This is a genomic window from Polaromonas sp. JS666, from assembly GCF_000013865.1.
Lineage (GTDB): Bacteria > Pseudomonadota > Gammaproteobacteria > Burkholderiales > Burkholderiaceae_C > Polaromonas.
The window spans coordinates 2771962-2785175 of record NC_007948.1; the positions used below are offsets into that span (position 1 = coordinate 2771962).

The 13214-nt window shown below is 61.8% G+C and carries 8 protein-coding genes; 4 read left to right on the top strand and 4 right to left on the bottom strand.

The window, feature by feature from the left end; all coding sequences use genetic code 11:
• Positions 1 to 597: 597 nt before the first annotated feature.
• The 3 genes from BPRO_RS13100 to BPRO_RS13110 all read left to right on the top strand — a co-directional run bounded on the left by BPRO_RS13100 (position 598) and on the right by BPRO_RS13110 (position 9251).
• Entirely contained in the window at positions 598 to 6642 is a 6045-nt protein-coding gene (locus tag BPRO_RS13100; RefSeq protein WP_011483552.1) for an ATP-binding protein, read from the top strand.
• A gap of 656 nt (positions 6643 to 7298) precedes the next feature.
• Complete coding sequence (locus BPRO_RS13105; protein ID WP_011483553.1) at positions 7299 to 8174, top strand: hypothetical protein; 876 nt, start codon at positions 7299 to 7301, stop codon at positions 8172 to 8174.
• Between the two features lie 684 nt (positions 8175 to 8858).
• Positions 8859 to 9251, top strand: a complete 393-nt coding sequence (locus BPRO_RS13110; RefSeq protein ID WP_011483554.1) for a VOC family protein — start codon at positions 8859 to 8861, stop codon at positions 9249 to 9251.
• A gap of 35 nt (positions 9252 to 9286) precedes the next feature.
• On the opposite strand, the gene BPRO_RS13115 is transcribed toward BPRO_RS13110, so the two are convergent.
• Positions 9287 to 9961, bottom strand: a complete 675-nt coding sequence (locus BPRO_RS13115; RefSeq protein WP_041388812.1) for a protein-L-isoaspartate(D-aspartate) O-methyltransferase — start codon at positions 9959 to 9961, stop codon at positions 9287 to 9289.
• A gap of 288 nt (positions 9962 to 10249) precedes the next feature.
• On the opposite strand from BPRO_RS13115, the gene BPRO_RS13120 reads away from it, so the two are divergent.
• Entirely contained in the window at positions 10250 to 10894 is a 645-nt protein-coding gene (locus BPRO_RS13120; protein ID WP_011483556.1) for a 2OG-Fe(II) oxygenase family protein, read from the top strand.
• A 273-nt stretch (positions 10895 to 11167) separates the two neighbouring features.
• Here the strand turns inward: BPRO_RS13120 and BPRO_RS13125 are convergent, their stop codons facing one another.
• The 3 genes from BPRO_RS13125 to BPRO_RS13135 all read right to left on the bottom strand — a co-directional run bounded on the left by BPRO_RS13125 (position 11168) and on the right by BPRO_RS13135 (position 13148).
• Entirely contained in the window at positions 11168 to 11521 is a 354-nt protein-coding gene (locus BPRO_RS13125; RefSeq protein ID WP_011483557.1) for a nuclear transport factor 2 family protein, read from the bottom strand.
• On the bottom strand, positions 11511 to 11921 hold the full coding sequence (locus tag BPRO_RS13130) for a VOC family protein (RefSeq protein WP_011483558.1): 411 nt from the start codon (positions 11919 to 11921) through the stop codon (positions 11511 to 11513). The genes BPRO_RS13125 and BPRO_RS13130 overlap by 11 nt, the downstream gene beginning before the upstream one ends.
• 438 nt (positions 11922 to 12359) lie before the next feature.
• A complete protein-coding gene (locus tag BPRO_RS13135) occupies positions 12360 to 13148 on the bottom strand; it encodes a methyltransferase domain-containing protein (protein WP_011483559.1) in 789 nt (262 codons plus the stop codon).
• Positions 13149 to 13214: the final 66 nt, after the last annotated feature.

Below are 13214 nucleotides of genomic sequence, written 5' to 3' on the forward strand. Positions count from 1 at the left end.
CCCAATGGTAAAACGTGTGTCAACGAATGCCTGCTAGAAACTGGCTGCTGTCGGTCGAGATTGGCCTAGCGAATGACGGCTATTTCCGAAAGCTGCCGGTGGCGGATTTCGCGGCCAGTGACCGGTTCACCCTTGAAACCTGCCGTTCGCAAGACGCTTCGAGAGCATGACAGCCTTGCATGCGTGGTCGTGCCGGGAATGCCGAAGGCGAACGGCTGCGTTCGGAAGCGGCGAACTGGTACTGACGACCCAAAGCAGACCGATCTTGAGGTGCAGAGCGGACGTATCGCCGTCGAGCGTCTCGAGGCGCAGGCGATCACAAACGAAGCGTCCGGGCTGCTCGACTCAGCCTCCGGGGAGATTCCACTCAATCCTCATCGACCACGGGCCGGCTTGACCTAGAAGAAGGCGACGTGGCTGCCAAGTTCGGGAGCATAGGGCTCGAATTCAACGAAGCTGATCGAACCCCTACTGCGTCTCCGTCGCGGTCTTCGCCCTGTCGAAGGGGCAGTTCATGGAGAATGCCATGTACCGTAACACTCAAGCAGCATATTGGCACCGACCTACGTCCGCTGCCGAACCGCTCGCAAGCCATAAATGAAGAAGGAACGTCGTCCCATCGCCAAGGCCAAGAAAACCCAGGCAGCGGTCCCGCCCGGCGAAGGCGAGCGGCGAGCGCAACGCGGCTACGGTCGGCAGTACGAGGCGTCCGCGGCTGCAATATATGCTGGTCTGGACAGCGGCGATCTACAATGGGTGGGCCTCGCGGACAGGGCGGCCGGCATCGCGGACGACTTGGTTCTGGGCCTTACCGGTCGAGTGGTGGGTCACCAGTTCAAGACTTCACAGTTCGCTGACAGGTTCCGACTGCAGACGCTCCTGATGGGGGCGGAAGGTCTCCTGAAGCCGCTCGCCGCCGCGTGGCAATTCTTGAGAAAAAGTCATCCCGACGAGACAGTCGAGATTCGCCTGGTCACGAATGACTACCCATCAACCACCGATGTTCTGGTCAAGGGAGCCGGGAACCACAGCGCCGCCTTCCTGGTAGAGTTCGAGGCCCATCCACGGCGGACGCTTGCCGAGTGGCGGACCACAAAGTGGCAGCCCTTCATCGACACCCTTGTCGCTGCCAGCGGACTCGACGAACCGGGCTTCGAAGCCTTCTTGCAGGGGTTTCGGTTGCTTCACGGTGCAGCAGCCGACTTCGTGCGCACTCACAACCTTTCGCCAGACGGCGTTCGACTCGCCAGCGAGATCGCGAGGCTGCTGCCAAAGCTTGTAGCCGATGGGCGCGAAAAGGATCACTGGACGCGTGCCGAGCTGCTGCGTGACCTGGACTGGCGAGACACTGCGATCGCTCGCCATGTGCATCAGTTTCCCATCGGGGCGTACGTTCAACGCAATGTGGAGACCGAGGAAGCCCTGCGAGGCGCCATCCGGAGCGCCTCCAGCGGCTACATCTCTTTGGTAGGCCCCCCAGGCGCAGGCAAGTCCACGCTCTTGCAGACATCCATCGAAGCCGAAGGCGGGGTGTTTCTGGTCCGCTACCTCGCCTATGTGCCGGGTGTCGGCCAGGGTGTCGGACGAGGCGAGGCTGACGACTTCCTCGAGGACATCAGCACTCAACTCAAACGCAGCGGCCTGGCAGGCATTCGATTCCGGGACATCTCGCTGCATGAGCGACGAGGCCAGTTCGGCACGCTCTTGCGACAAGCGGGCGAGCGGTTCCAGCGGGAAGGCGTGCGCACGTTGATCGTCGTTGACGGGTTGGATCACGTTCCGCGCGAGGAAAGGCCGGAACGATCGTTTCTCGCCGAGCTACCGCTCCCGACTGCCATTCCCGAAGGTGTCCTGTTTATTCTGGGGACGCAGCGTCTCGACCTGCAGGACCTTAAGGCGGCCGTGCAGGACCAGGCAGGCGCCGATAGGCGAAAGGTTCTGGTGACGCCGCTCAGACCCGAAGCGGTGCATCGCATGGCCGATCTGGTGGGGCTTGATCCGAACGTCTCTCGTCAAGCGGTGTTCGAACTGTCGCATGGCCATCCGCTGGTGACCCGCTACTTGCTCGAGGCGCTTCGCGATGCTGACGCTTCTGGCCGCGATGCACTATTGGGCGGCTCCCTGACTTTCGAGGGTGACATTGAGACCGTCTATGAATCGGCTTGGCGGGGTATAAGCGACGACGAGGAGGCGCAGCGTGTCTTGGGGTACATCGCTCGAGCCGAGGAACCGATGCCACTGGATCTACTCGCCAGAGCTATCCCCGAGCACGCCATCGAGCGCGCCCTGAGGTCGACGAAACATCTCCTAAGCGACACTGCACAAGGGTGGAGTACTTTTCACAATAGTTTCCGGCTGTTCATTCTCCGCAAGCCGCGAATGAGATTCGGAAAACCGGACCCCTCGTACTCCGGTCAGGTGTACGGCGAACTGGCCAAGCTTGCCAGCGAGGCGCCCCCCACAACCACTCAACGTTGGCTGGAGCTGCGTTACCTTGCGCGCGCCAGTAGGCACGCCGAGGTACTGGCGCTAGCTCTGCCGGCACGGTTTCGGCAGCAACTCGCAGAGGGACGATCGTTCACCGAACTGGTAGCGGACATCCGGCTGGCCTTCGCGGCGGCTAGGGAGATCTACGACCCAGTCGTCGTCTTCCGGCTGTTGCTGGCCAGAGATGAGATCGGCAGGCGCTCAGGGGCACTGGAACAGGCGCCGGCCATCGTCGATGCCTTGTTGGCAATCGAGGACCTCGACGGCGCCCAGGCTTTCGCGGAGGAGATTGGAGCCGAGGGTTACAAGGTCGTCGATGCGCTAATTGCTCGGGGCCAGTTCGCCCGTGCGCGTGGGCTTTTCGACAAGCTCGAGCCACTGCAACAACTTCTTAGTGGACAACTGCAGGGGCACGACCTGCACCACCAGTCCTCGGAGTTGACTCAATGGGCGCAGCGTGTCGTTAACTTTCGCGACGCTGACCAAATCAACCTGGCAATCGATCGCCTCGCGAAGGCCGCAATACGCCCCGGCGTGGAGCAGGACGATGCCCCCAATGCCGAGCTAGCTCGAGAACTTCGCTACGGGGTTGTGATGGCCGTCGTGACGTCCCGTCCAGACAGCGACGCCGAGGAAGTGTGTCGCCTGTACGGTGCCCCTCGGGAGTTTGCCACTGCCCTGACTGTTCACGCCGCGCTGAGTGCAGCGAGGGCGGGTTCGCCTGCCAAGGCGATGGGGCTCTTGCGCAAGGCCCTGGCGCATGAGCACTTCGCAGATGTACCGAATTCTTGGCGTCGTCGTATCGGAATCGTCGCGGCCGTTCACGGCGACACCGAGATCGCGCGCACGATATTCGATGGCTTGGTTGTGCCCACGGTGGCTGAGATGGATAACCAGACGGACGATGCCTTGTCGGAACACACGGCGCGCGCAGTGCTTGAGCACGCCGAACTTGCCGCGATGCTGGGCCTGTCGGTCGCGGCAGTCTCAGCATCCAAGCGCGCGGTACTTCGTCCGCTTCAACTGCACGCAAATGCCATCGGAAGTCTGCTTGGCAAGGCTCGCGTCAAGGCCAGCGCGATCGCCTCCGGCGAGATTGCTCGCGCCGCCCGCGCAGCGCTTGGATATCTTGAGCAGGCCCAACCACGAGCCAGTGACGAGCACTATGCGATGTATCAGATTTCGGTAGCCACTCCGGTGCTTGGCAAGGCGTTGATCCAGGCTGCGGCGCTTTGCGGGCAGAACGAGTTCTTGGCCGTATTGGCAGAGTTCGATCGCGCGTTCGCGACTCCGAACGCCACCAGGGGGCGCCGCAACAGCCTTCGCAGAGAGGTCGCGGTCGAGGTCTTCCGGGTCAACGGCGACAGCGAGGAGGCATCACGCAGGCTGGAACCGCTTGTCGAGCAACTGGTGGAAGACACCCCATCCATGCAACTGGATAGCTTGGCGGTTCTGGCGGCTTGCTTCGCTCGAGTCGGCAACGTGCCACGCGCACGAGAGCTCCTCTCTCGGCTACCTGCCGAAACACTGGGCTACGCGCTAGCTGCGAAGAAGGACCCGCAATATGTGACGTGGATGGAAGTGCTCGAGTCTGCAAATGCCGCTGACCCGACACGCCGAGCTGAACGGGTCGCCTTTCTGCTGCGTCAGATCGACGGAATGATGCGTACCGAAGGCAGTGGCGCTGCGTACCGCATCGCCTCGCGACTGATGACAGAGGCATCGATATTCGACCCTGGATTCGGACTGGCTGCGGCAAGAGCTCTAGTCGAGTCGGGAACGACTGGCTGGGCCGCTCTCACGAACGCGCTGTTGCAGGGGATGGTGCGAAGGCGGCCGGGGCGAGTTCAAGCGTGCGTCGTCACGTGGTGTGCCCTTGCCCTGCCCTACTACATCGAGCCTCACTATCGCGAAGAGCGTTTGGGTGAGTTCTTGGACGCTGCAGTCGGTGCATCTACCAAAGAAGATGCCCCAGAGGTGGTCGCAGCGTTGAGAGCGGCAATCGAGGCCGAGTCCCGCGCGCATGAGCGTGTCGCTTTGCTCGAGCGACTCAGGACCGCTGCTCGGAAGAAGGAAGGCGCAGACGGCACGCTGGACGAAGCTGTCTTACGCTGGCAAGCCGAGTCACCGCCTCCGCGACACTCCTACACTCCGTCGCGTTATGACGACGTGACCACACTCGCCGAGCTGAAGGTTCACCTTGAACGTGACGGAGCTTCAAAGGATCTCGGCTATGAGGCCAACCGTGCCTTCAATCGATTGGCACCTGAGGCCGGTTTTGCCCAGGCAATGGAAGTTTTCGAACGCTGGCCATCGATCGGGCGAGACTCTCGTGCACGATTTGTCCTCATCACCTTGGCCATCGATGCGGATCAAACCGAGGTGGCAAAGCGCTTGATAAATGACTACGCCACTGAAACAGATGATCGAGCGACTTGGACCGAGTGGACCGGGGGCAGCACATTGCGCTACTTTCGGGCGCGCGTGCGGATGGAAGGTTCCGCCGTAAAGCGGGAGGCATATGAGAACCTGGCCGCGTCGCTGGCGGCAGACAGGGAGTCCATCACCTCGGTCATGCTTGAGTTGGACAACATCGTGCCAACCATTGCAGAAGCGCCGGACTGGCCGGCCATGTGGAACTGGCTCGCCGAACAGCTTGGCACCACGCGCGAGCACACCCTTGGCCGGCAGTTCGAAAGTGATGCGCAGGCGTCCCTGAGTGACGAGGATGCCCTTGCCGAACTCTTCCGTTGGGCAGCGGGCCTGCCATTGCCTGAGCTTCGTCGCCACGTACGAGTCGGTGCATTGCACCTCAATGCTCTGTCTGGCGGGGGCCTGGTCTTCGAAAAACTGGTGCGGCTGCTCCTCGCCGGCAAAAATGACGACCCCGCGGAGGCGATCCAGCTACTTCTCTTGGATACAACGGATTCCCTGGAGCATATGCTGCGAGACGAAATTGTCGCGCTGGCGGACCATCCCGACTATGCCGTGGCTGAGCCCGCGACAATCCTTGCGAGTCGCTGGGGACGCCAAGCGCAAATAACACGCGGCGAGCTGCCTGCGTTCTATCGCATTGTCCTAAACGAGAGCGACGAGGCATCGGAGCCACCTCAACTCGTCGATCCAGATTCGGGCGCCATGCTCGTGGAGAGCCCCTTCGGCTGGACCTTCCCGTTCGAGGGTCTGGTCAACATCTTGGCCCAGTCGGGCGTGTCTGAAGAACACGTTCGATATCGCTGCAGTATGCTGATCGATCAATGGGGCGGCTTGGAAGCGTTTGGTCAGCCAGCCACAGACCGGCTGCAGGCGGAACTGCGCCGTCTGGACATGAAAATGACGTTCAACAAGCCGCATGCCGTCGTGGCAGGTCGGGCGCTGCGCTACGTTGCGGGTGAGCTGCGACGGGCTGGCTTGATCGACTACAGGGCAGTACAGGCCCTGCTCTATCACATGGGGTTCCCCGCTCCTCGTCTGCTCGTGCCCTCTCCGTTGCCAAGACCACCCTATTTGCTCAGGCCTTCCGAGGACACCTCTGGTTGGGGGGAGGTCGTCGAAAAATGGCTGCAAGGCGTTACCGGGGACGTCCGCCGATGGACGGCGGGCGGTGACACCGTCATCGCGGAAGTCTGCGCGTTCTATGTTCGCAATGCGTTCCGTGAGTACAGGCTCGAGCGATTGCGCGCGCCATTCCTGGAAGTCGGTGTTCGTGACAGCTTAGCGGAATGGTTTGAACTTCTGCCGCGGGCGAGATGGGCTGACGGAGTCAAAGCTATGACCAGGGACCCTGCGCCGACGATCGTACGCCGCTTTTCCGATAGCGTCATGTCCTTGGTACCTCGGTACCAGCTTGTGATCTGCCCATACTGGCTACGACGCCTTGGTTGGCACTCCCACGAAAACAACTGGCTCGTCTATGTCGACGGGAGCGGCGACCTGATGGCGCGGATAGTGTGGTGGCGTGACGGCGGCCCGGTCGACGTCGACGACGACGTCATCTGGGGCGAAGGTGTCTACGTAAGCCTCACGGCTGAGGGGCGCCGACAACTTGAGGCCATCGCGGGGTCGTTGACCATCCTCGTCAATGCGCGCAGAGGCTTCAAGCCTCCTCCCAACGATGGCGAGGCTCAGTCGAGGGGCGCTTCGTCACGGGAATAGCGTTCAAGGCCCAACGCGATCGTCCTCGAAGGACAGAGGCATTAGACGGCGAAGTCCTCGATCTTCTGGCCTGCCTCGATGGCGCTGGCAAACCAGCGCGGCTTCGCGAGCAACACGGCGTCGCAGTTCGTGAGCGTCCGCTTTGAAGGAGACCTCCGAAAGTCTCCTTCTGGCCGAGAGTGTGAGGTCGCTACCGCGCCCGTAAGCTGCCCTACGCGGCGAGAGCCTGATCTTCCAAAGGCTGCTTTCGGCCAACATGGGGAACCACGGCTGACGGCCACAAGCCGACCTTCCCGAAGGTCCGCTATGGAACATTGAAACGAAGTATCAGTACAAGCTCGTTCTCACGACGTCTTCCGGCGAAACGCCGGTTCTCGTGAGTGTGAGGGCTGACGACATTTTGCCGGTCGAAAAGGCGCTCACAGATGCGATCGTCTATCGTGGCTGAGCGCTCCAACTTGTCAATCGACACGGACCCACACCTGCAGGAGGCGGCTTCGCCGCAAGAGGTGGTGGTCCGGTCATTTTTACGTTGACGCAGACCAGTGAGCGGCGCTACTATGAGCACGGCGTGAGAGCCATCATCATATGGTAAGCCGGCCGGCTGAATTGACCAGGATGCAATCCCGCCACACGAAAGACAGGAGGACCACGCCATGATGTCTCGGATGCTTCCTTTCCTCGCGGTTATTGTGCTCGTGTTTTCCGGCTGCGCGTCCCGGATGGCAGCACGCACACAGGGCTGGCAGCTGCCGCTCGGCAACGGCACGGTCTCGAGCTACGCCGAGTTCGACGACCAGGGTAATCCCGCCGCCATCGGCGTCCACTGGTCGGCGGCGGCGCTCGAAGGGCTTCCGAGCGGCTCCGACAACCATCGGTGCTTCAATCGCGACAAGGAAGGCAAGCTCTCCGCGGAGACCAAGTGCCAGCACACTTACGAGCACGTGATCCCACTGCCGGACACCGTCGTCCGTCGCGCCGACTTCCCGTTCAAGTGGGTGCTCTTGAACTGGAATCCGGCCGGCCACATTCCGCCCGGCATCTACGACGTCCCGCACTTCGACGTGCACTTCCAGATGGCGCCCATCGCGAAGATCTTTTCCATCGAGCCTGGTCCGTGTGGGCCCGAGTTCGTGCGCTGCGACCAGTTCCAGATGGGCAAGAAGGCGGTGCCGGCCAACTACATGCATCCTGACTTCAAGGACGTCGACGCGGTGGTCCCGGCGATGGGCAATCACCTGATCGACCTGACCGGCCCCGAGTTTAGCAAGCAGCCGTTCACTCGGAGCTTCATCTACGGTGTCTTCGACGGTCACGTGATCTTCTGGGAGGAGATGGTGACGCGCACGCATCTGCTCCGCAAGCCGAACACCTGCGTGCCCATCAAGGCGCCGCGGGCGGTGGCTCAGCGTGGCTTCTATCCGACGGTCTCGTGCGTGCGTCACGATGCCGCGACGGGCGGTTACACCGTCTCGATGGAGAAGTTTGTCCTCCGGGAGGCGAGCCCGCCGGAGCCGCAAGCGTCGAAATGACTTCGAAGAGGGCCCCTGCGCAATGAGCGACCAAACAGCTGGTCGCCGATTAAAGCCTTTAAGAGGTTGGTTGCCTGCCCAACAGGTCCGTCGACGGACGCGGAGCTTGCCTCGTTTTCGTTGGCACTTTCACCTAACGATCGACCGCTTTGGGGTGTTCAATCAGCGGGCGCGAATGCCCGCTCAGGGTCGGCAGTTCCAGTTGGAGCCCTTGACCAGCGGACATTCGATCGGCCTTCGACTTCGAATGGCGTCGGCCGCGATTGATCTGCCGTCCTGGAGCAGCTTTGCCGGGCGCCGGCGACCGGCTATGTCTGCAGTACCTTGGGACCAGCCATTAGTGCCGCAATCGCCTGGGTGCCTGAATGACCAGAAAGGAGCCGAGACCGTGAGCTCAGCCGCCGACCGCGATCGACCGGACACGCTGCATTACGGGCACTCAAGCGGGACGCGTTGACCGGCTAATGCGGGGTCGGAAGTTGCCTTTCGCCCCCAGCCGGAATCTGCCAGGTTCTCCGTTCGACACCCACACACCTAAGCGGTCATTCAGGCCGCTACCCTTGCACACCCACTTTGCGCGCAGGGGGGACTCTGCTCCGCGCTTGACCCCAAGCAGGGTTGGGGGCTTAGCATGGGTGACGTCCCTCAAGGGACCGCACCACTTGCCTGACTTCGAGGAGGACCATGTCCATTCAGCTGAATCACACGATTGTTCCGGCCCGCGACCCACAGGCGTCGGCGGCCTTCCTGGCCGAAATTCTCGACCGTCCGGCGCCCGTCATATTCGGCCCGTTCCACGGCGTCGAGCTTGACAACGGCGTCACCCTCGACTTCATGCGTGTCGATGGCGACATCGCTTGGCAACACTACGCCTTTCTCGTCAGCGAGGACGACTTCGATGAGATTTTCGGACGCATCCGCGAGCGCGGGCTCCCCTACTGGGCCGATCCCGGCCATCACCAGCCCGGCAAGATCAACCACGGCGATGGCGGCCGCGGTGTCTACTGGAGCGACCCTGACGGCCACAACCTCGAGATACTCACCCGTCCCTATGGCAGTGGCGGCAGCGGCGGCTGACCTGGCAGGTGTCCCGGGCTCTGTCGGCCCCAGCATCAGCCGGGCTCGGCATCCTCGAGCAGCGAGAACCGCACCGGCAGGATATCCCTGGTCGATACCGCATCGCTGGCGTCTTTCTCGACCAGGATGAGTTGCTGATCGTTGGGCAGACCGGCGGGTATCACCATCTTGCCGCCGGGTTTCAACTGGTAGATGAGCGGTGGCGGGATCAGATCGGGCGCCGCCGTGACGATCACCTTGTCGAACGGCGCGTGTTCGGGCCACCCGCCGCAGCCGTTGCCAATCTTGATATCGACGTTGGTATAACCGTGTCGGGCCAGCCGTTGCCGAGCCTGCACAGCCATCTCTTCAATGATTTCAATGCTGTAAACGTGCTGCGCAAGTTCCGCCAGGATGGCTGTCTGGTAACCAAGCCCGGTGCCGATCTCGAGGACCGTGTCGGTCGGGCGCAGCTCAAGCAGGTCGGTCATTACTGCGACGATGAACGGCTGCGAGATTGTCTTGTCGAAGCAGCTTGGCAGGGGCGTGTCGGCGTAGGCGTAGGGCCGCAGTTCGAGCAGAACGAACTCGTGGCGCGGCACCTTGGCCATGGCGTTCATGACCCGCGGATCCAGCACCGCTTTGCCCAACTGCGTGCTGACAAAAGCTGTCTTGGCGGCGATTTCCGCGATCATGGACTGGCGCAGGACAGAGAAGTCCGGTTCGGTCATGGTGCCTCCTGAAGGAAGTGGCACGGACACATTCATCCTACGCCCGCTTCCCGGGTAAATGCAAGGCACTGACTTGGCATGCAGTTGGCGTGCGCAAGCCCACTGCATGAGTCAAGTGGCGGCTGGCGGCCAGAAAGCAGACTCCCAACGACCGCGGTCGTCAGGTGAACGGACTATGATGAAGCAAGGGGAAATAAGAGCGAAGAGCGGTAGCGCTCTGCGCTGCCTCTGCGCACGCGCGCCACGGATTTCGTGACGCCGGGCCCGGTTCTTCTGGAGCGTTGACCCATGGGCAAAAACAGTCGTCAGTGGTCAGAGGCGTCGGAAGTCATTTCGATGTTTCCCAGCCTGGTCTGGAAGACCCAGATTGAGCCACGCCTGCGTGATGCCATGCGCGTACAAATCCTGGCAGCGCTGGCCGACATGAGGCAGGGTGCGCCCCCGCTTGAGGCGGGCCAGGGCTGGCAATCGGTACAGGATTTCCACCAACACGAGGCCATGCGCGAACTCGTCTCGTGCATCGACCACTGCGCGGCGGGCGTTCTCCGATTCCTGTGTATTGGCGCTGCGGACTACGAAATCACCGGCTGCTGGGCCACCGTTTTGGCACCCGGCGCATCCCACAAGCTGCACAGCCACCCCAACAATTTTCTCAGCGGCGTTTACTACGTCCGCACCGGCGAAGGTGCCAACACCATTAACTTCCACGACCCCAGAAAACAGGCCAACGTCATCAGGCCGCCAGTCACCGAACTCACGGCGCAGAACACGGACCAGGTCGTGGTCCAGGTGCGCGAGGGCACGCTTTTATTGTTCCCCTCCTACCTGGAGCACTCCGTCGATGCCAACGGGAGCGCTGACGAGAGAGTCAGCATCAGCTTCAATCTGATGTTCTCTTCGTTCGCGCAGCGGCTCAGCAAGCCGCTGTGGTGAGGGCGTTCGAAGCGCAAAGGAATCCAGGAGGCTGGCCGTACTACCGTACTACCGTACTACCGTCAGCCATCAGGCGCCCTACCCCTTTCAGGCAGATCGGCCCCGTTTCAACGCGGCGTGCCTTCACGCCAGCGAAGGGAAACGGCCACCAGGGAAATGCATGGCCATTGACGATTTCCCCTCGCACCTGAGCACAAAAAAACCGTCCCCAAAAAAAACGATCACGCACTGTCGCCAGACTTCATGGGATGCCCCAGTCAGGTCAGACGCTACTCACGCCTTCAGTTCGACTACATACGATATCAGGCGCTGAATCATTGAGCCCCGCATTTCAAAAACATCGCAGAAAACTGCGTCAAGAACACCCCCATCCCTCCTGGCGCATTGCACAGTACCCTCCGCCACCACGACGTCACCCTCTTCGGTCAGGCGAGTGACTCCTATGGTTGGCCTTCCCACGAATGCATCGTTCTCGATCTCCCTGTCAAAGGGCGCTTTTCCCCGCAGGTGAACCGCGCCCGGAATGATCCATTCCACATCATCGGTCAGGCACGAGAAAACGCCCGCATGGTCAGACCGGGCGAACCAATTGGCGGGTCTCCACCAGGCGAAGGAGTCAGGCGCCACCTTCGGTCTCCTTCCCCGGCTGCCGGGCGTAGCTGACCGTCAGGGCTTCCCACACGTGTCCGTCCGGCTCATTCCAATAGACGATCCGGCCGCCATGCTGGGTATTGACCTGCATATCAACCGGGCCGTGCGGGGTACTTCTGTACGCGATACCGCTGGCCCTGATTCTTGAAAGAATGCCGTCAAACTCGGCCTCGCTCACGCGAAAGCAGTAATGCAGGATGGGAAAGGAGCCGTCGGACTGGTCAAAGTCCAGGGTCAAGCCTTCGTTGACATAAACCGGGTAGAACGGGCCGACGCCGGACTCCGCCCACGGCACGCCCAGCAAAGCAGCCAGCAACTCAGCAGCAGCCCTGCTGTCCCGGGCCGGAACAATCGCGTGGTCAAGTTGAACGCTCATTGTGAATTCCTTCACCTGTAGCCGCGGATCGGCGGGTCGTGACGCCTGACGGGCGAAAGAGCCCTCCCCGTCCCGAGCCAGCCGCGCGTCGCGAGACTTGCGGTTTACGGCTTACGACATCAAAGTGCCACGGTGGAGAGCTGAAGCCCTTCACCAAACGCCTTCGGACGGGGCGATCATGGGAATTATCACCATCGGAGACGATCTCGCCAAGCGCACCTCTGCCATGCACGGAATGCGCCAACAGCTATGTCGACATTGCTCATGGGACGCCAACGACGCAGTTCACCGGGCGGCACGAGCGACGCTCGTACGAGGCCGGAGCATTCGATGGTTCGGCGTCATCGGGACGAAGCGCAAGCGCGCCCAGCCGCAGGGAATGGCTGCAGCCAAATTGGCGGGAGATGCGGCAAAGCCGCATTCCCGGCGGCTGCGATTTCAATCCTTTGTCGCGACGAGCGAGACGCTCTTCACGCCGTATTTTCGCGTCGCACCTTGGGCATTTTTCGAAATGAACTGGTACTGCGGGTTGTCCCTCACCTGCGTCACTCGCAACCCCGCGGCCTCGATCGCCGAGGTGTAATCGCCGACCTGCATCGCGCCTCCGATGCAAGCGGCCCAGAGCGTCGTGTCGCAGGTGATGCCTTCGGGCAACTGCGTTTCGGTGACGATATCGGCGAGGGCAAGCCGCCCTCCCGGCTTGAGCAGGCGCGCGGCCTCGCGAAAGACCGTCCTTTTGTCCGGCGCGAGGTTGATCACGCCGTTGCTGATGACCGCGTCGCACGACGCGTCAGCAAGTCCGGTCGCGTCGATGTAGCCCTTGCGGTAGGCGACATTGCCGAATCCCGCTGCGGCGCGCAGGCGATCCGCTTTGGCGAGTTGCTCGTCGGTCATGTCGACGCCGATCACGGTGCCAGTCTTGCCGACCTTGCCGGCGGCGATGAAGCTGTCCATCCCCGATCCGCTGCCGAGATCGACCACCGTCTCGCCTGCCTTCAGTTGGGCGAGGTCAAAGTAGTAGCCCACGCCCGCAAACGAATCTATGGCTTCGCTCGGGATGGCATCGAGGTCGGCGGGCGCATAGCCGAGCCGCTCCGCAAGCGCACGTCCCATTTCGAAGTGAAACTCGCCCCGTGGATTGAGGGCTACATCACGATACATCGCCTTGACCTTTTGCTCGAGCGCCGTTGTATCGAGGCGCCCTGTAAGTTCTGTTGCAGTTTCCATTTTCAAGATCTCCTTGGTGAGTTGACGTGTCCCAGAAACGCTGCCCTCATTGCCCAGGATATGGTC